Source organism: Tabrizicola sp., assembly GCF_016792905.1.
Classification (GTDB): Bacteria; Pseudomonadota; Alphaproteobacteria; order Rhodobacterales; family Rhodobacteraceae; genus Tabrizicola.
Genome location: NZ_JAEULP010000089.1, coordinates 13,937 through 38,259 on the forward strand (window position 1 = coordinate 13,937; position 24,323 = coordinate 38,259).

Genomic DNA, 24,323 nt, shown 5'->3' on the forward strand with positions numbered 1-24,323 from the left:
CCGCTAAAGTCCGGTTGCCGACTTTCGCGGGAAGGACGCGATCACTTGCACCCTCCAGTCGAGAAACTGACGGGACCGAGCCTGTTTGACAACTCATTGTCGAAAATTGCTCCGCTCTTCCCGCTCAATCGCCTGTGCGGATTCGTGTAGCTACACAACCACCTCAACGCCCCCTCAACCCGCCCCTCCGTCACCGCCTCCCGTGTGATCTCCAGCGTCACCGCCTTCAACCTCACCCCCTCGCCAAACACCGCCGTAAGGCCCGTCGGCTCCACCAATTGCACCGTCTCCGGCTTGGTGATGTCATCGAACGTCACCAGCATCGGGATCAGATCGTCGGTCAAGGTCACAAGCTCCGTCTGCCCGGGCATCTCGCGCAGCCATTCGCCCCGCGTCATGCCCTTGAACTGATCCTTTGCCGCCCGGAAGAACAGCTCCTCACTGTCACCCATCAGCGCAAAGAGGTATCTGCCCGGCAGAACCTCAACCACCGCTGCCTCGCCCGTCAAATCATAATGGACCTCGGTGCCGCTCATGATCTGGCCACCTGAGTAGTAGTCCACCCGCACTTCAACGACCGACGAACCCGTGACCTCACCTCCCGGCGTCTCGACCACCAGCGTCAGCTTCTGCCGCCAGCTATGCGTTTCGGGCATTATAATCGCCCAAGCCAAAGCAAACATCACGGCAACAATCGCCGAGACAACCACAACCGTCTTCATCCCAGCCCACCACCCTTAACAGCACCGCCTCACCCTACCACACCCCTACTCCCCCGCCCCCTCCGAAACCCCTGACCGTTCATCTGTCCCCAAATATCCCCGCCGGAGGCATCCGCCGCCCAGCCCAGGCACTCCCCCCACCACCTCAGCACACCAGAAGCCCCAAGCGCCGCCCTTCCCCCCTCCGTGGGGAGGAGATGGGGGTGGGGGGCACCCGGCCAGCCCCGATTCGCGACGGATGGTTAACGGCCCCCGCGTGCACCGCGCGTAGAGACGGAAGGAAGACGCAAGCAAGACGGAAACAAGACGCCGTATCTACAGCCAACCCCTTGATCTAACACACCGAACGCCGCACCCGGGTTCACTTCACCACGAACCCATGCGCAAACGGGTCGCGGTCGTCGATGAAGATCGTGTTGATCCCCGTCTGCCGCGCCCAGCCGGCGATGGAGGGGATGATGGCGGGCTTTCCGGCCACCGTCGCCGCCGCCTCGACCCGGCCCTTGAAGATCGACCCGATGATGCTCTCATGGTGGAACTCGTCCCCCACCTTGAGCTTCCCCTTCGCCGCCAGCTGCGCCATCCGGGCCGAGGTTCCCGTCCCGCAAGGGCTGCGGTCAATCGCTTTTTCCCCATAAAACACGGCGTTACGGGCATGGGCGCTAGGCACCGTCGGCTTGCCGGTCCACAGGATATGGCTCAGCCCCCGGATCGCCGGATGCTCGGGATGCACGAAGTCGTACTTCGCATTCAGCGCCGCCCGCAGCTTCGGCGACCAGCCCACCAGCTCCCCAGCCGTATGGTCCGCCATGTCGCGAAACACCTTCTGAGGCTCGACGATGGCATAGAAATTGCCGCCATAGGCCACGTCCACCACCACCTCGCCCAGACCCTCGACTTCCGCCGTAAGCCCTTCTGCATAAAGGAAACCCGGCACATTGGTCAGCCGCACTTCCTCGACAAACCGGCCTTCCTGTATATACGAAACCTCCACGCGCCCTGCCGGTGCATCCACCGCCAACCGTCCCGGTTCGCGAGGCGTGATCAGCCCGTTCTCGATCCCCATCGTCACCGTCCCGATCAACCCGTGCCCGCACATTGGCAGACAGCCCGAGGTCTCGATGAACAGCACCCCCACGTCGCAATCGGGCCGGGTCGGGGGATAGAGGATCGACCCCGACATCATGTCATGCCCCCGCGGCTCGAACATAAGTCCGGTCCGTATCCAGTCGTAATCCTTCAGGAAATGCGCCCGGCGCTCCAGCATCGTCGCCCCCTCCAGCCGGGGTCCGCCGCCAGACACCAGCCGTACCGGGTTGCCGCAGGTGTGACCGTCGAGGCAGGAGAATGTATATACGGCCATGTCAGAACCTTTGCGGCGAGAAGGGGGTCAGGTCGACCGGAGGCGTCTGGTCGGTCAGCAGGTCCGCCACCAGCCGGGCCGTCCCTGCGCTTTGGGTCAGGCCCAGGTGGCCGTGCCCGAAGGCGTGGATCACCCGGGGGCTGGCCTTCGACCGTCCGATGGCGGGCAGGCTGTCGGGAAGAGAGGGGCGGAAGCCCATCCATTGCGTCCCGCCCCCGGTCTTGAGGTCTGGCAGAAAAGCCTTTGCTTTTCGTAGCATAGCCTCGGATCGCTTGTAGTTCGGCGGAAGTGACAGGCCCCCCAGTTCAACCGCCCCACCCACGCGGATGCCCGAGGACAAGCGCGAGATTACGAAACCATGTCCGCCAAACGTCATCTGGCAGCGCAGGTCAAAGGCCCCCGGCGGCAGGGTGGTATTGTATCCCCGCTCGGTTTCCAACGGGATTCGTTCTCCCAGGCTCGCCGCGATCCGGTGCGAGAAGGCCCCGGCGGCGATCACCACCTTGTCGGCGCTCAGGGACTTGCCATTGGTGCGTATATACACACCCGACTCGTGCGGCTCCAGTCGCGTCACCTCGGCTGTTAGGATGGTCCCGCCTTGCGCGCGAAATCTGTCGGCGAGGGCAAGCACATAGTCTTTCGGATCGGCGATCGAGAACCAACCGGGCGTGAAGGTGCCCTTGATGAACCGAGGCGAAAGGCCAGGTTGCAGCGCCGCCATATCCGCCGCCGTCATATGCCGGAACTCGATCCCATGCGCCTCGCGCGCCTGCCAACCGGGCAGCGAGGCGCGGAACTCCGCCTCGCTTTCGTAGACCTGCAGGTTGCCATCCTTGCGCAGCATCCCAAGCGTGCCGGTGGCGGCCAGAAACGGCTCCAACTCCGCCCGGGAGAGGTCCATCAGCCTTGTCTGAGCGGTGGTGGAGGCGGCAACGGCACGGGGCGAACAGGCGCGCCAGAAGCGGACAAGCCAGGGTGCGATCTGCAAGGCATAGGCAGGCGGGATGCTGAGTGGCCCCAGCGGGTCCAGCAGCCATTTCGGCGCCTTGCGCAGGATGCCGGGCGAGGCGAGCGGTAGGATGTCGGTGAAGGCAAAGGCCCCGGCATTGCCTGCCGAGGCGCCCGCGGCTGGGCCTTCCCGGTCTACCACCGTGACCGAAAGCCCCCGCGCCTGAGCCATCAGCGCTGTCGAAAGCCCGATGACTCCGGCGCCGATGACGATGACCTCCGCCATGGCCTTATGCGGCGTATTTCCGCGCGTCCGGCTGCTTGGCCCAGTCGGCATACCAGGCGTCGAACAGCTTCAGCTGTGCTTCGATGAAGCCCTTCTGGCTGGCCGACAACTGGTCATCGGCGTTGAAGTGGTGCGTATAGGCAGCCTCGCCGCGCAGAAGCATCATGTGCTTGAAGAACAACACCAGATCCGGGCCGGCATCGACTTCGGACAGAACCTGCATCGCCGAGTCCAGTTCGAACGCCAGCCGCCGCGCCTCGGCGTCGCCCTTCTGGGCGGCCTTGCACAGCGACACCAGATGCAGCACCTCGCGCGGGAGGACGTTGCCGATCCCGGTGATCGCGCCATCGGCGTTGCAGTTGACGTAGCCGTGGTAGACTGCCGTATCGACACCGATCATCAGCTTCAGGTCGGGCGAAGCCCCGGTGATCGCGTTCGCCGCATAGGACAGGTCGTCATAGCCGCCGAATTCCTTGAAGCCGACGAGGTTCGGATGCTCGGCCTGCAGCTGGAAGAACAGGTCGGCCTTGGTCGAATAGCCGTAATACGGGCTGTTGTAGATCACCGCGGGCAGGGTCGGGGCCGCCGAGAGGACCGCCTTGAAATGCGCCCGCTGCGCCGCGACCACGGTGCCGCGCGACAGAAGCCGGGGAATCACCATCAGCCCATGCGCGCCGACCTTCTGGGCATGGGCGGCAATGGCGGCGGCAGTGGCGGTGTTCACCGCGCCGGTGCCGACGACAACCTTGATCCCGGCCTTCACGAGCCGCTCCACCCCTTCCATCCGCTGTTCGGTGGTCAGAAGCGGCCAATCGCCCATCGAGCCGCAGTAGACGACCGCCGACATGCCCAGGCCCACCAGTTCCGTCGCCTTGGCGACCAGCGTGTCAAAGTCCGGCGTGCGATCCGCCTTGCAGGGCGTCATCAGGGCCGGAATCGTGCCCGAGAAGATATCCGACTTCATGTTCCAATCCTCCTGTCGCGGCCGATTCCGCATCCTGAGAACAGCATAGGCATTGTATTTAGTTTGTCGACAAGATTTTAATACGTGTTTTCAGTTGGATAAAAGAAGGGCGTTTCAGATTTCGATGTTCTGCCGCAAATCTCGGGCCATCACGTCCTGGATTTGGCGGACGATCTTGTCGGCATGTTCCTTCGCCAGCCGATCGCATGTATCTACATCCCGCGCAGCGACGGCCGCGATGATCGCCTCGTGCTCCTGTATATACGGATGCGGCAAGGCAGGCTCGAAGCTGGGGTAGTAATACAGCCGCAGGATACGCCGCCCCTCATCCAGCAGGCGCGAGAAAAGCTGGAGGTAGTAGGGGTTCCGACCCGCCTCGGCGATGGCGACGTGAAAGTCGCGGTTGAGCTGGATCATCCCCGCCGTGTCACCCGCAATCACAGCCTCCGCAAAGATCGCCTGCCGGGCGCGGATCGCCTGAAGATCGCCCGCGTCATGGAATTGCGCCGCCAGCCGGGTGGTGACGCGATACATCAGCGTCAGGGCATCGAAGAAATGGTGCAGGTTCGGAAAGTCGATCTGGCTGACGACGGTGGAACGGTTCGGCAGCAGCGTCACCAGCCCGTCGCCCGCCAGCCGGACCAGCGCCTCGCGGATCGGGGTGCGCGACATCGACAGCCGCTCGGCCAGGCCGATTTCGTCAATCGGCTCACCCGGTTGCAGGACAAGGTTCAGGATCTCGTCCCGCAGCGTGTCATAGACGAACCGTGCCCCGGTGCCGCGCTTGCGTTCCTGCTGGTCTTCTGTGTCAGTCATGGCTCGCCCCGCTTGTCGACAGAAGGAATACAGCACGCCGTTCGCGGCGCAAGCTTCAGGGCTCCAGGCCACCCATCCGGCAAATGATCGCCCATTCCTCGGCGCTGACCGGCTGCACTGACAGGCGCGAGTTGTTGACCAGCACCATCTTTTCAAGCCCGGGCGTGACCTTGCAGTCTTCCAGGCTGATCGCCCGCTTCAGGGGCTTGACCGCCTTGATCCAGACGCAGTCCCAGCGCGGGTCGTCCGTCGTGCTGTCCGGGGCGCTTTCCCGGCAAACCTCGACGATTCCAACGATCTCTTTCCCGACGTTGGAGTGGTAGAAGAACCCCCGGTCGCCGATCTTCATCGCCCGCATGTTGTTGCGCGCCTGATAGTTGCGCACCCCGTGCCATTCCTCGCCCTCATCGCCCTTGGCGATCTGGTGGTCCCAGCCCCAGACGTCGGGTTCGGATTTGAACAGCCAATGGTTCATCCGATCACCCGCTTCCATTCCTGGATCATCACCGACTGGAACAACCCCGCCTTGCCATAGGGGTCCGACGCCGCCCAGGTCTCGGCCTCCGCCTTGGAGTCGACCCCCAGGACCAGCAGGCTGCCGCACATCTGCCCCGCCGCGTCGATAAAGGGACCGGCCTGCTCGACCACGCCGGTTTCCTGTATATACGCGAGATGCGCCGCGCGGTTGTCGACACGGGTTTGCAGGGCGTTCGGTTTATCGAGGCAGATCAAGGCGTAGCGCATGGTCATTCCTGTTTCAGGGGCCGGTTCATCAAAAGCCCGATGGCATCATTCAGTGCGATCTTCCCAAGGGCAAGGGCATTGACCATTGCCGTCACCGGCATGTCGATGCCCATGCCGTTGGCCAGTTTCACGACGGCACGGGCCGTCGCCACGCCTTCGACCGTGACCTTGGGATCGAACGCCTCGCCCCTTCCCAGCGCACAGCCATAGCGGAAATTCCGCGACTGCGCCGAGGTGCAGGTCAGCACCAGGTCGCCAAAGCCCGACAGGCCCGCCAGCGTTTCGGGCCTTGCGCCCAGCGACCCGGCCAGGCGCACCATCTCGGCATAGCCCCGGGTCATCAGCGCCGCGCGCGCGCTGTCGCCAAGGCCCGCGCCGATCACGGTTCCGGCGGCGATGGCGATGACGTTCTTCAGCGCCCCGCCAAGCTCCGCGCCGATCACATCATCGGTCCGGTAAAGCCGCAGGGTCGGGGTAGAGAGCAGCTCTTGCAGCGCCGCGCCATCACCCCTCGTCGCCAGCGTCAGCGCCGTCGGCAGGCCCCTGGCAATATCCACAGCGAAGCTCGGACCCGTCAGGATCGCCGCCTGAGCGCCGGGCCGCCGGGCCTCGATCACCGCGACCGGGCCACGCAGCGTCGCCAGGTCCACGCCCTTGCAGCAGGCGACCAGCGGCTGCCGGTCGTCGATCTGCGGCAGGGCATCCAGCGCGCCGCCCAGGGCTTGCATCGGCATCGCCAGAAGCAGGGCTTTGCCTCCACAAATTTCTGCGATTTCGGCATGAACAGAGACGTTTTCAGGCAGGTTCACCCCCGGCAACGCAGTCCCATTCCGCCGGGTGTCCCGCATGTACCGGACCAGATCCGGGTCCCGTGCCCAGAGCCGGACCTCGCAGCCGCTTCGGGCAAATGCCACCGCAAGCGCGGTTCCGAATGCACCCGCCCCCGCTATCCCGATCATGCCTTGGCCCCCTTCTTCCCAGACCCGAGCAGCGCCGGAGCGCGGTCATCAAGTGGCCAGCGTGGACGCGCGACGAAATCAGTCGTGTGCGATAGACCCGCACGCAACCTTTCGAGTCCCGCCCAGGCGATCATCGCGGCATTGTCGGTGCACAGCCGCAGGGGCGGGGCCAGGAAAGGCACGCCCGCGCGGGTCGAAACAGTCTCTAACATGGCCCGGATCGCCTTGTTTGCCGCCACACCACCCGCCACGGCCAGGGCCGTTGGCGGCTCTCCTGCCATGTCCAGCGCTCGTGCCGTCTTCTTTGCCAGAACTTCGGCTACCGCCGCCTGGAACCCGGCGCAAAGATCGCGCCGGTCTTGTACGGTGATTCCGCCCTTCTCGGCGACCAGCGCATCCCGCCCCCGCAGTAGCGCGGTCTTCAGGCCCGAGAAGGACATGTCGCAGCCTTCGCGGTCCAACAGAGGCCGGGGAAACCGGAACCGGCTGGCATCGCCCAGCGCCGCCTCTGCCTCGACCGAAGGTCCACCCGGTTGAGGCAGCCCCAGAAGCTTGGCCGTCTTGTCGAAGGCCTCGCCCGGGGCGTCGTCAATGGTTCCGCCCAGTCGAACGAAACGATCGGCTCCCTGAACCAGCAGAAACTGGCAATGCCCGCCCGACACCAGCAACATGAGGTACGGAAAGGGAATTCCGTCGGTCAGGCGCGGCGTCAGCGCATGGCCTGCAAGGTGATTGACCGGCACCAGCGGCAAGCCCTTCGCCGCCGCCAGCCCCCGCGCCAGCATCACGCCGGAAAGGACCCCACCGATCAGCCCCGGCCCCGCCGTCACCGCAATCGCATCGATCTGGTCGAGCGTGACCCCCGCCGTGGCCAGCGCCTCTTCCACAACTCCGTCCAGCCGTTCGGCATGGGCGCGGGCGGCGATCTCCGGCACAACTCCACCGAAGGCCTCATGCAGCGCGGTCTGCCCCAGCACCTGCGACGACAGGATTTCGGGCGCTGCGCCGGGCGCCAGCCGAACGACCGCCGCCGCGGTATCGTCACAGCTCGATTCGATGCCCAATAGGGTCAGGGTCCGGTCCATGGCCGCCGTTGCATGAAGGGTTCCCGGCAGGTAACACCGCAGACATGGCGAGACAATCCGAACTGTTATCCGGGACCCCGGTCCTGCTGACGCGCCCCAGGGCCGAAAGCGAGGGGTTTGCCGCCGCCCTTACTGCCCGTTTCGGGGACAGGCTGCGTCCCGTCGTCTCCCCCCTGATCGCGCCTCGTTACCTGACCCCCGAGATTCCGTCCGGAAACCATGTGGCGGTCGCCTTCACCTCGGCACATGGCGTCGAAGGCGCGCGTCGGCTGGGCATCGAACTGCCCCGCCTTGCCTGGTGCGTAGGCCGCAAGACGGCGGCGGCGGCAACGGCTGCCGGCTTTCTCGCGAAATCGGCGGACGGGACGGCAGACGACCTTGTCAGGATGATCCGGTCAGAGCCGCCGGATGGCAGGATTCTGTATCTACGAGGTGTAGATACGTCTGGTAACATACTGGAAAAACTAAACGAACTTTGTATATATGGTGATGTTGCGATAGTGTATGAGCAGCAAGCCCAGCCACTTTCGCCGGAAGCCATCGACTTGCTTCGATCGGCCCGTCCCGTGCTGGTTCCGCTGTTCTCACCACGGACAGCGCAGCTTTTCCAGAAGGCCCTGCCGAAAGATCACCGCGCCGCACTGTACTTCGTGACCATCAGCAGCTCTGTCGCCGAAGCCCTTCCAGGCGTCGCTCATGCCGGGCTGATCGTTGCACGGCACCCTGATGCCCCCGGCATGCTTGAGGCCGTCGAAACCTTGCTTGCCGACATGTCACCGCCTTGAACACTCAGGCGGCCAGTGCTTAGGTTACGCCAGGGACGGAAAGGGCCGCAGCATGACCAGACGCAAGGACGCGCCGCCGGAAACCGATTTGTCCGACGTCCGCACGCAAGAACCTGCAGCCGTCGAACCGTTCACCGTCGAGGTCGAGACATTGGCGCCAGTGGAACCTTCCCCTGAGCCGGACCCGCGCCCATCCGCGCCGCCACCCCCTTCCCCGCCCCGGCGCCCGGGTATCCTCGGCCCGCTTCTGGGCGGCGCGCTGGCGGCGCTCGGCGGCTTTGCCCTGTCGCATTTCAATGTCTTCGGCCTCGCCGTACCGGACAGTTCCGCCGCCCTGGCAACGCTCACCGCGCAATTGAACGACACCACCCAGCAGCAGGCCGGCACGTTCGACAAACTTGGCAATCAGATCGCCGCGTTGGAAAACCGGGTCGCGACGCTGGAAACCGCACCTGCTCCCGCGGCGCCTGACCTGTCCCGCCTTGACACGCTGGACCAGCGCCTTGCCGCCATCGAGGCGATGCCCGCCGAAGGTGGCGCTTCGACAGCCGCACTGACCGCCAAGCTTGCCGATCTGGAGCAAAGGCTCGCCAGCCTGCCTAAAGGCGGAAACGACGCGGCCCTGCAGCAGAAGCTGGACGATGCCCTGTCCCGCCTGACCGAGGCCGAGACCGCCGCCACCGCCCGCGCGTCCGAGGCAGAGGCCGCAGCGGCAAGCGCGGCGCGGGCCAAGGCGCTCGACAGCCTGACTGCCGCTGTGACTTCGGGCAAGCCCTATGCGACCGAGTTGCAGGCACTGGGCGACCAGTCCCTTACCGACGCGCTCGGAACCTCGGCTGCGACGGGTGTGCCCACGCTTGAGGCGCTGCGCGCCAGCTTCCCCGATGCCGCGCGCGAAGCCCTGCGCATTTCGCACGAAACCAGCGCCGAGGATGGCTGGGGCACCCGCATCGTCGATTTCCTGGCCGCCCAGACCGGGGCGCGATCCCTGACCCCGCAGGAGGGCGATACCCCCGGCGCCATCCTGTCCCGCGCCGAGTTCGCTCTGTCCGAAGGACGGGTCTCCGATGCGCTGTCCGAGGTCGATCCGCTTGACCCGACGATCAAGGCCCCACTGGAACCCTGGATCGCCGAGGCGAAGGCCCATCTTGCCGCCGCAGCCGCACTGCAAGCCGCACGGGGGGAATGATGCTCTGGTCGCTGACAAAGGTCATCCTCTTCGTCGTCCTGATCGGCGCACTGGCGCTCGGGGCGGGGCTCTTGTCGGAAACCGGCGAAGCCGCGCGCATTACCGTTGCCGGTTGGGAGTTCACCATCGGCCCGGTTCAGGCGGTGATCCTCGGGCTGTTGCTCTTCATCGCGGTCTGGCTCGCGCTGCGCATTCTCGGCCTTCTCGCCGCCACGTTCAGGTTTCTGAATGGCGATGAGACCGCCATTTCACGTTATTTCGACCGCAACCGCGAGCGGAAGGGCTACCGGGCGCTGTCGGAAGGCATGATGGCGCTGGCCTCGGGCGAGCCGCGCCTGGCCCTGACCCGCGCCCAGAATGCGGAACGGCTGCTCGGCAAGCCGGAACTGACCACACTCCTTGTCGCGCAGGCCGCCGAAGCCGCCGGGGACCACAAGCGCGCGACCGAGGCCTACAAGGCCCTGCTGAAAGAAGACGCGACACGGTTCGTCGGCGTGCGCGGTCTCTTGCAGCAGAAACTCTCGGAGGGCGATCGCGAGGTGGCGCTGAAGCTGGCCGAGAAGGCCTTCGAGCTGCGTCCCAAACATGCGGAAACGCAGGACATCCTGTTGAAGCTGCAATCCGATGCGGGTGACTGGTCAGGCGCACGCTCGACCCTGGGTGCGAAGCTGAAGGCCGGGACCTTGCCCAAGGACGTCTATCGCCGGCGCGATGCCGTCCTTGCCCTGCAACAGGCCCGGACCGTGATGGATGAAGATGCCAGCATCGAGGCGCGCGAAGCGGCGATCGAGGCGAACAGGCTGTCGCCCGACCTGATCCCCGCCGCCGCGATGGCTGCGCGTGGCTATGTGGCGAAGGGCGACAGGAAGAACGCGACCCGCGTGCTGAAAAAGGCCTGGGAGGTCCTGCCCCACCCCGACCTCGCCGCCGCCTTCGCCGAAATCGAGCCCGACGAGACCCCGCAGGAGCGCCTGAAGCGCTTCCGCACACTGACCAACGCCCGGCCGGACGCGGATGAATCGAAGATGCTTCTGGCCGAGCTTCTGGTGGCGACTGAGGACTTCCCCGGTGCCCGTCGCGCATTGGATGACGTTGCCACTCGCGCGCCGACCCAGCGGTCGCTGGCGATCATGGCGGCGATTGCGCGGGGCGAGGGGGCGGAAGATTCCATCGTCCGCGATCTTGTCGCCCGCGCGATTGCCGCGCCGCGCGGGCCGCAATGGGTCTGCGACAAGTGCCATGCGATCCATGATGGCTGGCAGCCGGTCTGCGACAATTGCGGCAGTTTCGACACGCTGTCGTGGAAGACGCCCCCGACAACCAGCGCCTCGCCCGCCCTCGCCGAACTTTTGCCGCTGATGGACGCCCGCCCTGCACCGGAACCCGAACCGCCGCCACCCGAGGAAGAACCGCTGCCGCCTGACGAGATCGCCCGGCGCGCAAATTAGGGCTACACAGTCCGGATGGGCAGTGCTAAGAGCCCGCCCAGGGAAGAATGCCGGTGTAGCTCAGCTGGTAGAGCACGTCATTCGTAATGATGGGGTCGGGGGTTCGAGTCCCTTCACCGGCACCATTCTTCTCTGAAATCCCCGGATATGCAGAAGCCGCCGGTCCCGATGGAGACGGCGGCTTGCTTGTAGGACCTATCGCCGCTTGGGACACTTCCATCCCGCGCTTTCCTCCCCCTCGTGGGGAGGGAAAGGGTGGGGGCAACCCGGGGCCGATCAGCGTTTCGGCCCCTTCGGCGGCACGAACCGCTTCGATGTATCCCGCGCATCCGCTTTGGGCTTCTCGACCCTCGGTTTGTCGAAGGGCTTCTTGCCCCCCGCCGCATGGCTCTTGAACCCACCCGGTTTTCCGGCACCCTCGCGCTTCACGAAGGGCCGCGCCTCGTCGCCCTTGGGGGCATAGGTCTTCTTCGGACGGTCACCATCCTCGCGCGGCCGGAAGCCTTCGCCCTTCGGAGCATAGGCTTTGCGGGGACGCTCACCGTCCTCACGCGGCTTGAATCCCTCGCTGCGCGGCTTGTAACCCTCGGATTTACCTGCGTAAGGCTTCCGCGCCGGACGCTCCCCGTCCTCACGCGGGGCATGGCCCTCTCCCCGAGGCTTGTAACCTTCGGTCTTGCCCGCATAAGGCTTCCGCGCCGGGCGGTCACCGTCCTCGCGCGGTTTCCAGCCTTCCGACTTGCCCTTGGTGCCGCCCTCTGCCCCATGGCTCTTGTAGCCCGCCGCCCGGCCTGGCCTGTCCGCCGGCCCGCCGTGGCTCTTGAACCCCGCCGAGCGCGGAGCGGCCTTCTGGTCCGGCGACCAGCGCGGCTTGCGCGCGCGATCCTCGTCACCCTCGGGACGCGGCGCGCGTTCCTCGTAGGACTTCCGCGCCGGACGATCATCCTTCCGCTCGGGCCGCGCCTCCGAAGGGGCCACGCGAGGGCGATCGTCATACTTGGCCTTCGGCTTCGGGGCAGCCTCGGCGACCTCGCCATCCTCCTCGACCACCCGCGGCGGCTTCGGCACATAGGCCGGTTTCTCCCGCCGCTCGGGCCGCTCTGCCCGTTCCGGGCGCACCGGGCGCTCGAACCGGGGCTTGTCGAAGCGCGGGCGATCGAAGTCAGGTTCGCCCTCGATCCGCTCCATCATCAGGCCCTTGTCGAGGTCGATCTGCTGCCGGAACTTGTCCGCCACGCCTTCCGCGATCTGCACGAAAGTCTCGTCCTCGCGCACCCGGATCGCGCCGATGCTGTCCTTGCCGATGCTGCCCGCATCGCAGATCTTCGGCAGAAGCCAGCGCGCCTCGGCCCGGCCCGAACGACCCACGCCGATGCGGAACCAGACCGAAGGCCCGAACTCCCCCCGTTCGCGCGGAGCTGATGGCGCAGGCATCGCCGCATCGGTCGACAGCACCTCGGGCGCCGATCGCCCCTCGCGCCACAGCCGCACGAAGGCTGCCGCCAGCGCCTCGGCTCCGAACTGCTCCAGCAGGTCGCCCGCGATCCCCGCCTCATCGCCCACCGGGGCAGTCAGCGCGGGATGCTCCAGAATGCGCAGGTCGTCCTTCGCCTGCACGTCATCCGCGCCCGGCGCCGGGCCCCATTCCGCCACGACCTTCGCGCCCGACAACAGCCGCTGCGCCTTCTTGAACTCGGACGGAGTCACGATCAGCGCCGAAACGCCCTTCTTCCCGGCGCGCCCGGTGCGGCCCGAGCGGTGCAGCAGCGTCTCGGAATTCGACGGCAGGTCGGCGTGGATCACCAGTTCCAGCCCCGGCAGGTCGATGCCCCGCGCCGCAACGTCGGTCGCGATGCAGACCCGCGCCCGCCCGTCGCGCAGCGCCTGCAATGCATGGGTCCGCTCCTGCTGGCTCAACTCGCCGGACAGCGCGACGACCTGGAACCCCCGGTTGCCCATCCGGGCAAGCAGATGGTTCACGTTCACCCGTGTCTTGCAGAAAACGATGGCCGTCCGCGCCTCATAGAAGCGCAGCACGTTGAAAATCGCATGTTCCCGGTCGCGCACCGCGACAGAGATCGCCCGATATTCGATGTCGACATGCTGCTTCGCCTCGCCCTGCGCGACAATCCGCAGCGCATCCTTCTGGAACTCGCCCGCCAGCTTCTCGATTTCCTTCGGCACGGTGGCCGAGAACATCAGCGTCCGGCGTTCCGGCGGAGCCGCCGCCAGGATGAACTCCAGATCCTCGGCGAAGCCCAGGTCCAGCATCTCGTCCGCCTCGTCCAGCACCACGGCCCGGACGCCCGACAGGTCCAGCGACCCGCGTTCGATATGGTCGCGCAAGCGGCCGGGGGTGCCGACGACGATATGCGCCCCCCGCTCCAGTGCCCGCCGCTCGGTCCGATAGTCCATCCCGCCGACGCAGGTCGCCAGCTTGGCCTGCGCCCCCGCGTAAAGCCATTCCAGCTCGCGCGCGACCTGCAGGGCCAGCTCCCGCGTGGGCGCAATCGCCAGCGCGATGGGCTTGTCGGCATACAGCAGCACGTCCTGCCCGCCCAGAATCTCCGGCGCAACGGCAAGGCCGAAGGCCACCGTCTTGCCCGATCCGGTCTGCGCCGAGACCAGCGCGTCGCGCCCGGCCACACCTTCCGCCAGCACCGCCTCCTGCACCGAGGTCAGCGTCTCATAGCCCTTGTCGGCCAAAGCCTGCGCCAGCGGCGCGGCCACGTTTTCAATCGTCATGGATGTCTTTTCCAAAGGGGGGCGGCTTCTGCGCCCGTACAAGCCAAACGGCCCCTGTCCCTTTGGTGCGGGCCTCCTCGCCCACAATTCCGGAATCTCGACCGTGGGCGGCCAGTATCCCAATTGCCGGGGGCTGTATAGGCCCTATGCCCCGGTCAACCGCGCGACGGCATCGGCATGCAGCTTCGGCGGCAGGGCCAGCACGCCCGCTGCCATCGCCCCCGGCGTGTTGAACCGGAGCGCATTCCCCAGCCGATCCGTCACCGCTGCCCCCGCCCGCTCCGCGATCAGCGACCCTGCCGCGATGTCCCACTCCCAGGTGTCGCGCAGGGTAAGCATTCCGTCGAACCGCCCCTCTGCCGCCAGGCACATCCGGTAGGCCAGCGAGGCCCGGAAGCTCCGCGTTATCTCCGGCACCCCGCCCGGCCATTTCTCCGGCACCAGATTTGCCTTCGTCGTCAGAATGTTGGCCCCCTCCAGCCGCTCGCGCCCGCTGGCCATGATCGGCTGTCCGTCCTTCATCGGCGAGGCGGTCTCCGAAGCGGTGTATATACGATCCAGCGCCGGTAGATACACGACCGCCGCCGTCACCCGGCCCTGATGCGCCACCGCCAGGGAATGCGCGAACGACTCTTCCCCCGCCACAAAGGCGCGGGTTCCATCGATGGGATCTACGATGAAGACTGTATCTACAGCCAGCCTCTCGGCGGAATCCGGCGTCTCCTCCGACAACCAACCGTAACCCGGCCGCGCCGCCAGCAGCCGTGCCTTCAGCATGTCGTTGACGGCGAGGTCGGCCTCCGTCACCGGCCCGTGCTCGCCCCCCTTGTCCCAGACCTTGTGTTCCCGCCGCCAGAAGCGCAAGGCGATGCGGCCTGCCTCCCGCGCAGCCTCGGTCAAGAGGGCCAGGTCACGCGCCGGCAAGGGTCATCCCGTCGATCAGGATGGACGGCACCCGCGTCGACAGATGCGCCCGCGCGTCATTCGCCGGGACGATCCGCAGCAGCATGTCGCGCAGGTTCCCCGCAATGGTGCATTCATGCACCGGATAGGCGAGCTGCCCATTCTCCACCCAGAACCCCGAGGCCCCGCGCGAATAGTCCCCCGTCGTCGGGTTGATGGTCGAGCCGATCATCGACGTGACCAGCAGCCCCGTTCCCATCTGCTTCAGCAGCTCCGCACGTCCCACAACCCCTTGGGTCAGATCAATGTTCGTCGTCGACGGCGACGGTGGTGCCGAAGTCCCCCGCGACGCATTCGCCGTAGAGGCCATCCCCAGCTTCCGCCCCGTCGCCAGGTCCAGCACCCAGCCGGTCAACACCCCATCCGCCACGATCTCGCGCCGCCGGGTCGCCAGCCCCTCGCCGTCGAAGGGCCGCGACGACCCGATCCGCGCCCGATGCGGGTCTTCCACCAGCGACAGCCCCGCAGGCAGCACCTGTTTCCCCAACAGATCGCGCGCCCAGCTTGACCCCCGAGCAATCGAGGTCCCGTTGATCGCCGACAAGAGATGCCCCACCAGCGAGGCCGCGACCCTCTCGTCATAGACCACCGGATAGGTGCCGGTCTTCGGCTTCACCGACCCCACGCGCTGCAAGGTCCGTTCCGCCGCCAGCCGTCCGATCTCCTCCGCCGAGGGCATGTCGGCCGCGTATATACGCCCCTCGCCCGCATAGTCCCGCTGCATCTCGGTGCCTTGCCCGGTGAAGGCAACCGCCGACAGCGAGGTCGAGGTCCGCCCGTAGCCTCCGGAAAACCCGTTCGTCGCCGCCAGATGCAGCGCCCGCTGGCTGTAGGCCGCCGAGGCCTCGACCTGGGTGATCCCCGCAGAGTCCAGCGCTGCCGCCTCGACCGACCGGGCCGAAGCCTCCAGCACCGCCGCTCCCGGCTCTCCCGCCGGATCGGCGAGGTCCAGCGCTCCAACATCCCAACCCGAAGCCAGCTGCGACGCCTCCGCCAGCCCCACGGTCGCATCCTCCGGTGCCTCGCGCGCCATCGCGACCGCTCGTTCGGCCAGTGCGGTTATGGTGGCGCTTGAGGTATCCGAGGCCGACACGCAGGCCTGCCGCCGCCCGATCAGGACGCGAAGCCCGATCTCCACGCCCTCCGACCGCTCCGCCTGCTCCAGCGCGCCCTTGCGGATTTCGATCGATAGCGCCGTGCCGGCCACCGCCAGCGCGTCGGCACTTTCCGCCCCCGCCTTGCGGGCGGCGTCCAGAAGGGCATGGCTCAGGTCGGAAAGGCTGGGGGTCATCGCGCGGTTCCTGTATTCACCGGGATGAGGTAGCCCCCCCCGCCATCAGGTGCAAGGCCGGGCAGGCAGGCCACCCGGCTCAGCCGCCTACTGCATCCGCATCCCGTTGGCGAAGAACCCGCCCTCCTTGAACTCGATCTCCGAGACCAGCTCATCCGGCCCCGCGCCCGGCTTGGCGAACATCGCCAGCCCCATGCGGAAGCCCATCGCATCGTCTTCCGACACGATGCCCAGCGCGATCAGGTTATCGACCAGCTTGGTCACGCCCTTGATGTTGACCGTCACCTTGCCATCCGGCCGCGGCACCCCGCCAAAGGTCTGCATGTCCGTGTTGTCGAACGTCAGCGCCCCCGTCGCGGCAACCTCCGCCCCCGCGGCCTTGGCCAGCACCTGCGTCAGGTCCAGGCTGTGCAACTCGCCCGGCAGGTCGCCAGCGTCGGTCTGCACCTCCGGGTCCATGATATCCTTGGTCCAGAACCCCGTGCCCTTCAGGTCGACAATGAAGGTCGCCGGTTCCCGGGACAAGGATCCCGCCGGGTCGAACAGGCCCCAGACATCCTCCGACACCGTAAAGTCCACCACCTTGGTCAGGAAGGCAAAATCCTGCGGGCTGTCGGACTTCGTCACCGGCATCAGCACGTTGAACCCGCTCTCCGCAAAGGCCACCTCGACCTGCGGGAACGGGATTTCGGCCCCCGACATGGTAAACTTGGCCCCGGTCAGCGAGGTACCGTAGTTCATCCGGTCCTTGTTCATCGCCAGCACCAGGCCTCCGCCGGTGGCATTGGCGACCAGCTTCGTCGGTCCAGAGGCCTCGGTAATGTCGACATCCATCGCCATCGTCCCGAAACTCAGGGATGTATCCATCGTGAACCCGCTGTTCAGCGCCAGAGCCATGTTCGCCATCAACTCGGGGTTCAGGAAATTGCCCTTCGTCGCGCCGTTCAGATCGGCGAAACTGATCTTAACCTTGCCGTCGCCCGATCCGTCCGCCTCTTTCCCGGCAATGGTAAGGACTGCCGACTTGGCCGCGAAGGCCGAATCCAGCCCCATCGTCTCACCGGTCTTGGTGACCAGGTAGCTTCCCTCCAGCCCGGACAGCGCAAGATCGCCGGTCGTTTCCAGCACCTTCCCGTCCTGACCCGTCACCTCATCCAGCGTGATCTTCGTCTCGGGCGCGGTGATCTTGTAGCTCGTCTCGGTGGCGCTTCCCCCGGCAATGATCGCCGCACCCGGCTGGCTGACGGTCAGCTTTATCGACCCCGGCCCGTCATCCTGTTTCGGGAAGGCCATCTGGATCGGATAGCTGTCCGGCATCGTCACCGTGACCGTGCCATCCCCGTTGTCCTTGAACACCAGCTTGTCGAAGGTCAGCAAGGCGCTGCCGCCCAGCTGGTCCTTGTAGGTCACGGCCAAATCCGACACCTCGACCGCCTGGCCGCTGTCCGCCGTATTCCCGACCGTCAGTTCCTGCCCGGCCGAGGTCATCATCGCCTGCCAGCTGGCCCAGACTTCCTGCGGGGTGACATCGGCGCAGGCACCAGTGGCCAGGAACACAAGGCCAATCGCTGAGGAACAGGTAAGCGCACGGCTCATGACATATGCCTTTCGGGTTGAATTCGCTGCCGCAACCTTTCTATCTCGTGTCCGGGGCGTCAAGGGATTCCCCGGTCGGGAAAGCCGGAGGGGTGCGGTCATGATCAAGGTCCGGAATGCAGGCGACGGCTGCATCATCACGCTCGCCCGCCCGGACAAGGCCAATGCGCTGACCGAGGCCATGCTGGAAGGCCTCGCCTCCGCCGCAACTGATGCGGCCACCAATGGCGCCAAGGTCCTGATGCTGACCGGCGAAGGCAAGGTCTTCTCTGCCGGAGCCGATCTTGAGGGCATGAAGGCCGGCCTTGGCCTCTCCCCCGCCTGGGAGGACGCCTCCGCCGCGATCGCCGCCTTCCCCGGCCTTTCCATCGCCGCGTTGAACGGCACACTCGCGGGCGGGGCAATGGGCGTGGCGCTGGCCTGCGACCTGCGCATCGCCGTCCCCTCGGCCAACTTCTTCTACCCCGTCATGCGTCTCGGCTACCGCCCGCAGCCCTCGGACCCCGCCCGCCTTGCCGCCCTCATCGGTCCCTCTCGCGCCAGGATGATCCTCCTCGCCGCCCAGCGGATCGACGCGGAAACCGCCCTCGCCTGGGGCCTGATCGACCGCATCTGCGCCCCCGGGGCCCTGACCGACACCGCCATGTCGCTGGCAGAGGCGGCACTTGCGGCCGATCCGGGGCATGTCATGGCCCTGAAACTCATGACAAACGGGGGAACGCCATGACGAACAGCTACGACAAAGGCCGCCTGAACCTGCCCTTCGTCGGCATCTCGACCTTCGGCAAAAACCCCTACCAACCCGACTGGTCGAAGATCGACGCCGACTTCGCAATCCTCGGCGCCCCCTTCGACTTCGGCACCCAGTTCCGCGCCGGGGCCCGCTTCGGCCCACGTTCGATCCGCGAAGCCTCCACCCTCTTCTCCTTCGGCCACGGCGGCGCCTATGACCACGAAGACGACGTGACCTACCTGGAAGGCACCCGCATCCTCGACATCGGCGACGCCGACATCGTCCACACCGATACCGAAACCTCCCACGCCAATATCGAGACCGGCGTCCGCGCCATCCTCGCCGCGGGCGCGATCCCCGTGGTCCTCGGCGGCGACCACTCCATCAACATCCCCTGCATCCGCGCCTTCGCGGGCCGCCCCCTGCACATCATCCAGATCGACGCCCACCTCGATTTCGTCGACGTGCGCCACGGCGTCCGCCACGGTCACGGCAACCCGATGCGCCGCGCCGCCGAACAGGACCACGTCAAGGGCATCACCGCCCTTGGCATCCGCAACGTCTCCTCCACCGCCAAGGACGGGTATGACGCCGCGCGCAAGATGGGCGACGACATCCTCTCCGTCCGCCAAGTCCGTAAGCTGGGCATCGAAGCCACCCTCGCCCGCATCCCGAAAGGCGTCGACTACTACCTGACCCTCGACATTGACGGCTTCGACCCCTCCATCGCCCCCGGCACCGGCACCCCCTCGCATGGCGGCTTCCTGTACTACGAAGTGCTGGAGCTGATCGACGGCCTGACGAAGCAGGGCAACATCATCGGCATCGACCTGGTCGAAGTGGCCCCCGACTATGACCATTCCGGCATGACCGCGATCCTCGCCGCGCAGATCCTGCTCAACACCATCGGGCGCATCGCCCACAATTCGAAGCGTTAACGCATGGAAAAGCTTCAGGTCTGGCTGCAACAGGCCACCGATACCGCCCTCGGCTGGCTCGCCTCGCCCGCGGCGCTCTCGCAATTCGCTCTCCTGATCCTCGCCTATTTCATCGCCCGCCTGCTGGCCCGCCGCCTGACGCCCATTCTTGAAGGCACCCTGACGCCGAAGCCCGAAGCCACCCACCTGATCGCCCGCCTCCGCCGCTTCGCCCTCCTCTTCCTGCCGCTCCTCCTTCCCCTCCTCGCCTACGCTCTGACCGCCGTGGGCGAAGGCCTGACCCGCGCCACTTTCGGCACAGGCGAGGTCATCGCCTTCGGCAAGCGCGTATTCCTCTTCCTCGCCGCGCTGGAGTTCGTCCGCAGGGTCCTGCCCTCCGGCTTCCTCAAACTGCTGGGCCGCTACGTCCTGCTGCCCGTGGCAGCGCTCTATGCGCTCGGCCTGCTCGACGACGTCACCGACCGCCTGAACGCCGCCCAGGTCAACCTCGGCAACATCGAGTTCACCGCACTCGCCCTGATCCGCGGTCTGATCGCCGGGTCGCTGCTGTTCTGGCTCGGCTCCTGGTCGAACCACCAGTCGGCCGGCTACATCAAGGCGCAACCCGACCTCCGCCCCGCCACCCGCGAGCTGGCGATCAAGGCCAGCGAGGTCGCCATTTTCGGCGCGGCCTTCCTGCTCCTGATGTCGATCATGGGCATCGACCTGACCGCCGTTGCCGTCCTCGGCGGCGCGCTCGGCGTCGGCATCGGCCTTGGCCTGCAACAGATCGCCGCCAACTTCGTCTCGGGCATCATCCTGCTCCTCGAAGGCCAGACCACCGTCGGCGACTATGTGGAACTCGACGGCGGCGAGAGGGGAACCATCGTCAAGATGACCGCCCGCGCCTGCATTCTGGAAACCTTCGACGGCAAGTGGATCGTCATCCCGAACGAGCATTTCATCACCACCCGCGTGGTGAACTACTCCGACCAGGGCAGCGCCAATCGCTATGAAGCTCTGTTTTCAGTGGCTTACGAGACCGACATAAACATCGTGCCCGATCTGATCGAGCGCGCGGTCTCGAAACTCCCCTTCATCCTGCAACAGCCAGATGGCCCGGATTGCGAATTGCGCGGCTTTGGCGAAAGCAGCGTCGACTTCGCGGTGGAATACTGGGTGTCCGGCATCGACGACGGCAAGAACAAATACGGGTCCCCCGTCCTTTTCGCGATCTGGAACGCGCTGAAAGAGGCCGGGATCGGGATGCCCTATCCCCACCGCGTCGTCGAACTGCGGAACGCCCCCGGTGCCTGACGCCCTGGTCATCGGAGCAGGCCCAGCCGGGCTTATGGCCGCCGAAGAATTGTCGAAGACCGGCGCGCAAGTCATTGTTGTCGAGGCCAAACCCACCGTCGCCCGCAAATTCCTGATGGCCGGGAAATCCGGCCTGAACGTCACCAAGGATGAACCTTGGGAAACCTTCGTCACCCGCTACGATGCCCCGCAACTCCTTCCGATCCTTCAGAAATTCGGCCCTGCGGAAGTCCAGGCCTGGTGCCGTGCCCTGGGTCAGGAGGTATATACAGGCTCGTCCAGCCGCGTCTTTCCCGTCGCGATGAAAGCCTCCCCGCTGTTGCGGGCATGGCTGCAACGCCTGACCTCGCAAGGCGTCGAGATCCGCACCCGCTGGCGCTGGACCGGCTTCGACGGCAAGGCCCTCACCTTCGATACCCCGACCGGCGCGCAGAGGCTTACCCCCAAAGTCACCATCCTTGCCCTTGGCGGAGCGAGTTGGCAGCGTCTCGGCTCTGACGCAGCCTGGGTGCCATGGCTGCGCGAAAAGGGTGTGCAGATCACCGACTGGAAACCCGCCAACATGGGCTTCCGTGTCGACTGGTCGCCGCACATGAGCCCATATTTCGGCAAGCCGATCAAGGGTATAGCCCTGAACGCCGGACCCCGCCGCGAGCGTGGCGAATTCGTCCTTTCGGTGAAGGGGATCGAGGGTGGCGGTATATACAGTATATACAAGTACCTACGCGACGGCGCTCCGCTCGCGCTCGACCTGCTCCCCGACCTCAGCCAGGACCAGATCACCCGTCGCCTCGCAAACATGAAACCCGGCGAAAGCACCACCAACCGCCTGCGCAAGCTTGGCCTCGACAAGGCGCAGATTGCACTGGTGATGGAATTCGCCCGGCACCAGCCCTTCGTGCATCTGAAACACCTGCAAATCCCGCTGCAAGGCCCCCGTCCGCTGGACGAAGCCATCTCGGTTGCGGGAGGCGTGTCATGGGACGCCCTGACCTCGGATCTGGAACTGAAAGCCCTTCCGGGCACCTTCGTCTGTGGAGAAATGATCGACTGGGAGGCCCCGACCGGCGGCTACCTGCTCACCGCTTCATGGGCCACAGGCCGCTGGGCGGGGATGGCGGCGCACCGGCACTTGCAACATACCCCGCCCCGGACTTGATCCGGGGCCTCATGGGTTGCGGGAGGCCCCGGATCAAGTCCGGGGCGGGTGGTCCTGATGCAGCGCTTCGAACCACGGCAGCACCTGCTCGCGCACCACCTCCACCGCCAGATCAAGGCGCTCCGGCTGCTCCAGCACATCCACGAACGCCAGCGTACCCGGATCACCCGCCGACTGTTGGAAGAACGCGGCCAGCGCCACATCCTCGCCGCCCGGCCAGTCCGGATTATCCGGCACCTCGCCTTCGGGAGTGACGAACCGCAGCACGATCCGCACATCCCAGCCATAGCGATCCCGCTGCAAATGCACCGCCGACTTCCCCGCCGCCGAAACCCGGCTCCAGGTCGTCTTGGTCAGCACATAGCCCGCAGGCCGCAGCACCGCGTCCACTGCCGCAACGATCCGCCCCCAGGCCTCCTCCCGCCGCGCCGGAAAACCCGGGTCATTCGCGGCCAGGTGCTTGCGGGCGGAAAGGTCCGGGTCCTCCATTCAGGCCGAAAGCCCCCCCGCCAGGTCCGGCACGTCCAGCGCCGAGAACCCGTAGTGCCGCAGCCAGCGCAGATCGGCCTCGAAGAACGCCCGCAGGTCGGGGATGCCGTATTTCAGCATCGCGATCCGGTCGATCCCCATGCCGAAGGCAAAGCCCTGCCACTGGGTCGGGTCCACCCCCGCCGCCGACAGCACCTTCGGATGCACCATGCCGGACCCGAGGATCTCCATCCACTTGTCGCCCTCGCCGATCTTCAACTGGCCGCCCACGTTGGAATATCTGATGTCGACCTCTGCCGAAGGCTCGGTGAACGGGAAATGCGAGGCGCGGAAGCGCAGTTCCACCTTGTCCACCTCGAAGAACGCCCGGCAGAATTCCTCCAGCGTCCATTTCAGGTTGGCCATGCTGATCGACCGATCGATCGCCAGCCCCTCCACCTGATGGAACATCGGCGTATGCGTCTGGTCCATGTCCATCCGGTAGACCCGCCCCGGCGCGATCACCCGGATCGGCGCGCCCTGATCCATCATCGCCCGGATCTGCACCGGGCTGGTATGGGTCCGCAACACATGCGGCGGGCGGTTGTCGCCCTCGGCCCGCGCCATGAAGAACGTGTCATGCTCCTGCCGCGCGGGGTGTTCCGGCGGGATGTTCAGCGCGTCGAAGTTGTACCAGTCGGATTCCACCTGCGGCCCTTCGGCCACCGAGAACCCCATGTCGGCAAAGATCGCCGTCAGCTCTTCCATCACCTGCGACACCGGATGGATCGTCCCCCGCGGGCGAGGCCGCCCGGGCAGCGTCACATCCAGCCATTCCGATTTCAGCCGCTCGTCCAGCGCCGCATCGCCCAGCGCCACCTTACGCGCCCGCAAGGCCGCGTCGATCTCGTCCTTCAGCGCGTTCAGGCTCGCCCCCGCCGCCTTCCGCTGATCCGGGTCCATCTTCCCCAGACCGGCCATCAGCGCGGAAATCTCGCCCTTCTTGCCCAGCGCACCGACGCGGACCTCTTCCAGCCCGGCCTCGTCCGCCGCGCCGGCCACCGCCGCCAGATACCTGGCCTTGAGCGTGTCGATCCCGTCCATGTCAGTCTCCCGCAAATCGGCTTCCCTGCTAAAGGCGAAGCCCCCGCGATGCAAGGTTCAGAAGATCGACCTCCGCCCCCGCACCTCCAGCATCCTCCGCGACCGCGCGACCTGCCCGTTCTGCGCCGTCAAGGCCACCGGAGCCTCCTTCAGCCGCTTCTCGATCACCACCAGCGAATCGAAGAACCGGATGCTGCCGATCTCCCGCGCCAGCGGATGCAGCGGGAACCCGGCATCGTCCTCGGTATACCAGGAATGCATCCGGTCGATCAGGTCCTTGGCGAATTCGATGAAACTCGCAGGCTCCCTGAAACCCCCGCCGAACCCCGGCCAATAGCTCGTATGCACGTCCTCGACGATATAGAGCCCCCGGTCGGCCAGCCTCGGCCAGAGGTGGCGGAAACTGGTGACCTGCTGCTGCATCTGGTGCCCGCCATCATCGACGATCAGGTCGAACGGCCCGTGACTGGCTCCCACCCGCTCCAGGAACACCGGGTCCGCCTGATCGCCGATCTCCACCTTGGTCCCCGGCAGGGCCAGGGCGGCACAGGCCGGGTCGATGTCGAGGAACACCAGTCGAGAACCCGGCCCGAGGAAGTCCTGCCACATCGGGATCGAGCCGCCCTTGTAGACGCCGATCTCCAGGAACGACACATCGCGCCCCTGCCAATCGGCCAGAAGCGCGTCATAGACCTCCAGGTAGTGCTCCATCTTGAACAGC

23 protein-coding genes and 1 tRNA gene are annotated in these 24,323 nt (G+C 66.2%); 8 read left to right on the forward strand and 16 right to left on the reverse strand.

What is annotated here, in order from left to right:
- Nucleotides 1–41 precede the first annotated feature (41 nt).
- From JNL31_RS18840 to tsaD, 9 genes are all read right to left on the reverse strand, one after another.
- On the reverse strand, nucleotides 42–722 hold the full coding sequence (locus tag JNL31_RS18840) for a hypothetical protein (protein WP_294976818.1): 681 nt from the start codon (nucleotides 720–722) through the stop codon (nucleotides 42–44).
- Between the two features lie 361 nt (nucleotides 723–1,083).
- Nucleotides 1,084–2,085 (reverse strand): 4-hydroxyproline epimerase, encoded by a 1,002-nt coding sequence (locus tag JNL31_RS18845; RefSeq protein WP_294976819.1) that lies wholly within the window; start codon nucleotides 2,083–2,085, stop codon nucleotides 1,084–1,086.
- Nucleotide 2,086: 1 nt separating this feature from the next.
- Nucleotides 2,087–3,319, reverse strand: coding sequence for an FAD-binding oxidoreductase (locus JNL31_RS18850; protein WP_294976821.1), 1,233 nt, complete (start codon nucleotides 3,317–3,319; stop codon nucleotides 2,087–2,089).
- 4 nt (nucleotides 3,320–3,323) lie between these two features.
- Complete coding sequence (locus JNL31_RS18855) at nucleotides 3,324–4,283, reverse strand: dihydrodipicolinate synthase family protein (protein WP_294976823.1); 960 nt, start codon at nucleotides 4,281–4,283, stop codon at nucleotides 3,324–3,326.
- A gap of 114 nt (nucleotides 4,284–4,397) precedes the next feature.
- Nucleotides 4,398–5,099, reverse strand: coding sequence for a GntR family transcriptional regulator (locus JNL31_RS18860; protein ID WP_294976825.1), 702 nt, complete (start codon nucleotides 5,097–5,099; stop codon nucleotides 4,398–4,400).
- Nucleotides 5,100–5,154: 55 nt separating this feature from the next.
- A complete protein-coding gene (locus JNL31_RS18865) occupies nucleotides 5,155–5,574 on the reverse strand; it encodes an EVE domain-containing protein (protein ID WP_294976864.1) in 420 nt (139 codons plus the stop codon).
- The gene (locus JNL31_RS18870) at nucleotides 5,571–5,843 is read right to left on the reverse strand and encodes a YciI family protein (RefSeq protein ID WP_294976867.1); all 273 of its coding nucleotides are present in this window, start codon (nucleotides 5,841–5,843) and stop codon (nucleotides 5,571–5,573) included. Before JNL31_RS18870 ends, JNL31_RS18865 begins: the two co-directional genes overlap by 4 nt.
- Nucleotides 5,844–5,845: 2 nt before the next feature.
- Complete coding sequence (locus JNL31_RS18875; RefSeq protein WP_294976827.1) at nucleotides 5,846–6,802, reverse strand: NAD(P)H-dependent glycerol-3-phosphate dehydrogenase; 957 nt, start codon at nucleotides 6,800–6,802, stop codon at nucleotides 5,846–5,848.
- Nucleotides 6,799–7,887, reverse strand: a complete 1,089-nt coding sequence (tsaD, locus tag JNL31_RS18880) for a tRNA (adenosine(37)-N6)-threonylcarbamoyltransferase complex transferase subunit TsaD (RefSeq protein WP_294976830.1) — start codon at nucleotides 7,885–7,887, stop codon at nucleotides 6,799–6,801. Before tsaD ends, JNL31_RS18875 begins: the two co-directional genes overlap by 4 nt.
- Before the next feature lie 44 nt (nucleotides 7,888–7,931).
- Here tsaD and JNL31_RS18885 point away from each other — a divergent pair, with 44 nt between their 5' ends.
- The 4 genes from JNL31_RS18885 (at nucleotide 7,932) to JNL31_RS18900 (ending at nucleotide 11,434) form a co-directional block, all read left to right on the forward strand.
- The gene (locus tag JNL31_RS18885; RefSeq protein WP_294976833.1) at nucleotides 7,932–8,672 is read left to right on the forward strand and encodes a uroporphyrinogen-III synthase; all 741 of its coding nucleotides are present in this window, start codon (nucleotides 7,932–7,934) and stop codon (nucleotides 8,670–8,672) included.
- Between the two features lie 52 nt (nucleotides 8,673–8,724).
- Nucleotides 8,725–9,861 (forward strand): hypothetical protein, encoded by a 1,137-nt coding sequence (locus JNL31_RS18890; RefSeq protein ID WP_294976836.1) that lies wholly within the window; start codon nucleotides 8,725–8,727, stop codon nucleotides 9,859–9,861.
- Nucleotides 9,861–11,309 (forward strand): heme biosynthesis HemY N-terminal domain-containing protein, encoded by a 1,449-nt coding sequence (locus tag JNL31_RS18895; RefSeq protein WP_294976870.1) that lies wholly within the window; start codon nucleotides 9,861–9,863, stop codon nucleotides 11,307–11,309. Before JNL31_RS18890 ends, JNL31_RS18895 begins: the two co-directional genes overlap by 1 nt.
- A gap of 49 nt (nucleotides 11,310–11,358) precedes the next feature.
- Nucleotides 11,359–11,434 (forward strand) — tRNA-Thr (locus tag JNL31_RS18900).
- Between the two features lie 151 nt (nucleotides 11,435–11,585).
- On the opposite strand, the gene JNL31_RS18905 is transcribed toward JNL31_RS18900, so the two are convergent.
- The 4 genes from JNL31_RS18905 to JNL31_RS18920 form a co-directional block, all read right to left on the reverse strand.
- Entirely contained in the window at nucleotides 11,586–14,054 is a 2,469-nt protein-coding gene (locus JNL31_RS18905; RefSeq protein ID WP_294976839.1) for a DEAD/DEAH box helicase, read from the reverse strand.
- 144 nt (nucleotides 14,055–14,198) lie between these two features.
- A complete protein-coding gene (locus JNL31_RS18910) occupies nucleotides 14,199–14,978 on the reverse strand; it encodes a 3'(2'),5'-bisphosphate nucleotidase CysQ (RefSeq protein WP_294976841.1) in 780 nt (259 codons plus the stop codon).
- Complete coding sequence (locus JNL31_RS18915) at nucleotides 14,965–16,308, reverse strand: TldD/PmbA family protein (protein WP_294976843.1); 1,344 nt, start codon at nucleotides 16,306–16,308, stop codon at nucleotides 14,965–14,967. The genes JNL31_RS18910 and JNL31_RS18915 overlap by 14 nt, the downstream gene beginning before the upstream one ends.
- Nucleotides 16,309–16,395: 87 nt before the next feature.
- Complete coding sequence (locus JNL31_RS18920; protein ID WP_294976846.1) at nucleotides 16,396–17,904, reverse strand: DUF2125 domain-containing protein; 1,509 nt, start codon at nucleotides 17,902–17,904, stop codon at nucleotides 16,396–16,398.
- 100 nt (nucleotides 17,905–18,004) lie between these two features.
- On the opposite strand from JNL31_RS18920, the gene JNL31_RS18925 reads away from it, so the two are divergent.
- The 4 genes from JNL31_RS18925 to JNL31_RS18940 are packed head-to-tail and all read left to right on the forward strand — an operon-like array spanning nucleotide 18,005 to nucleotide 22,030.
- Nucleotides 18,005–18,631, forward strand: coding sequence for an enoyl-CoA hydratase/isomerase family protein (locus JNL31_RS18925; RefSeq protein WP_294976848.1), 627 nt, complete (start codon nucleotides 18,005–18,007; stop codon nucleotides 18,629–18,631).
- Nucleotides 18,628–19,575, forward strand: a complete 948-nt coding sequence (gene speB, locus JNL31_RS18930) for an agmatinase (protein WP_294976851.1) — start codon at nucleotides 18,628–18,630, stop codon at nucleotides 19,573–19,575. Before JNL31_RS18925 ends, speB begins: the two co-directional genes overlap by 4 nt.
- A 3-nt stretch (nucleotides 19,576–19,578) precedes the next feature.
- Nucleotides 19,579–20,871: a mechanosensitive ion channel domain-containing protein gene (locus JNL31_RS18935; protein ID WP_294976855.1), complete on the forward strand. Its 1,293-nt coding sequence runs from the start codon at nucleotides 19,579–19,581 to the stop codon at nucleotides 20,869–20,871.
- A complete protein-coding gene (locus JNL31_RS18940) occupies nucleotides 20,864–22,030 on the forward strand; it encodes a TIGR03862 family flavoprotein (RefSeq protein ID WP_294976857.1) in 1,167 nt (388 codons plus the stop codon). The genes JNL31_RS18935 and JNL31_RS18940 overlap by 8 nt, the downstream gene beginning before the upstream one ends.
- 33 nt (nucleotides 22,031–22,063) lie before the next feature.
- Here the strand turns inward: JNL31_RS18940 and JNL31_RS18945 are convergent, their stop codons facing one another.
- The 3 genes from JNL31_RS18945 to JNL31_RS18955 form a co-directional block, all read right to left on the reverse strand.
- Nucleotides 22,064–22,519 (reverse strand): hypothetical protein, encoded by a 456-nt coding sequence (locus JNL31_RS18945; RefSeq protein WP_294976859.1) that lies wholly within the window; start codon nucleotides 22,517–22,519, stop codon nucleotides 22,064–22,066.
- Nucleotides 22,520–23,602 (reverse strand): phenylalanine--tRNA ligase subunit alpha, encoded by a 1,083-nt coding sequence (gene pheS / locus JNL31_RS18950; protein WP_294976861.1) that lies wholly within the window; start codon nucleotides 23,600–23,602, stop codon nucleotides 22,520–22,522.
- A 57-nt stretch (nucleotides 23,603–23,659) separates the two neighbouring features.
- On the reverse strand, nucleotides 23,660–24,323 hold a 664-nt coding region (locus JNL31_RS18955), incomplete at its 5' end, for a class I SAM-dependent methyltransferase (protein ID WP_366928956.1).

Bases quoted from the DNA above. Each gene is read 5' to 3' on its own strand.
- JNL31_RS18840 (WP_294976818.1), bottom strand. From the start codon at position 722: ATGAAGACGGTTGTGGTTGTCTCGGCGATTGTTGCCGTGATGTTTGCT.
- JNL31_RS18845 (WP_294976819.1), bottom strand. From the start codon at position 2,085: ATGGCCGTATATACATTCTCCTGCCTCGACGGTCACACCTGCGGCAAC.
- JNL31_RS18850 (WP_294976821.1), bottom strand. From the start codon at position 3,319: ATGGCGGAGGTCATCGTCATCGGCGCCGGAGTCATCGGGCTTTCGACA.
- JNL31_RS18855 (WP_294976823.1), bottom strand. From the start codon at position 4,283: ATGAAGTCGGATATCTTCTCGGGCACGATTCCGGCCCTGATGACGCCC.
- JNL31_RS18860 (WP_294976825.1), bottom strand. From the start codon at position 5,099: ATGACTGACACAGAAGACCAGCAGGAACGCAAGCGCGGCACCGGGGCA.
- JNL31_RS18865 (WP_294976864.1), bottom strand. From the start codon at position 5,574: ATGAACCATTGGCTGTTCAAATCCGAACCCGACGTCTGGGGCTGGGAC.
- JNL31_RS18870 (WP_294976867.1), bottom strand. From the start codon at position 5,843: ATGCGCTACGCCTTGATCTGCCTCGATAAACCGAACGCCCTGCAAACC.
- JNL31_RS18875 (WP_294976827.1), bottom strand. From the start codon at position 6,802: ATGATCGGGATAGCGGGGGCGGGTGCATTCGGAACCGCGCTTGCGGTG.
- tsaD (WP_294976830.1), bottom strand. From the start codon at position 7,887: ATGGACCGGACCCTGACCCTATTGGGCATCGAATCGAGCTGTGACGAT.
- JNL31_RS18885 (WP_294976833.1), top strand. From the start codon at position 7,932: ATGGCGAGACAATCCGAACTGTTATCCGGGACCCCGGTCCTGCTGACG.
- JNL31_RS18890 (WP_294976836.1), top strand. From the start codon at position 8,725: ATGACCAGACGCAAGGACGCGCCGCCGGAAACCGATTTGTCCGACGTC.
- JNL31_RS18895 (WP_294976870.1), top strand. From the start codon at position 9,861: ATGCTCTGGTCGCTGACAAAGGTCATCCTCTTCGTCGTCCTGATCGGC.
- JNL31_RS18905 (WP_294976839.1), bottom strand. From the start codon at position 14,054: ATGACGATTGAAAACGTGGCCGCGCCGCTGGCGCAGGCTTTGGCCGAC.
- JNL31_RS18915 (WP_294976843.1), bottom strand. From the start codon at position 16,308: ATGACCCCCAGCCTTTCCGACCTGAGCCATGCCCTTCTGGACGCCGCC.
- JNL31_RS18920 (WP_294976846.1), bottom strand. From the start codon at position 17,904: ATGAGCCGTGCGCTTACCTGTTCCTCAGCGATTGGCCTTGTGTTCCTG.
- JNL31_RS18925 (WP_294976848.1), top strand. From the start codon at position 18,005: ATGATCAAGGTCCGGAATGCAGGCGACGGCTGCATCATCACGCTCGCC.
- speB (WP_294976851.1), top strand. From the start codon at position 18,628: ATGACGAACAGCTACGACAAAGGCCGCCTGAACCTGCCCTTCGTCGGC.
- JNL31_RS18935 (WP_294976855.1), top strand. From the start codon at position 19,579: ATGGAAAAGCTTCAGGTCTGGCTGCAACAGGCCACCGATACCGCCCTC.
- JNL31_RS18945 (WP_294976859.1), bottom strand. From the start codon at position 22,519: ATGGAGGACCCGGACCTTTCCGCCCGCAAGCACCTGGCCGCGAATGAC.
- pheS (WP_294976861.1), bottom strand. From the start codon at position 23,602: ATGGACGGGATCGACACGCTCAAGGCCAGGTATCTGGCGGCGGTGGCC.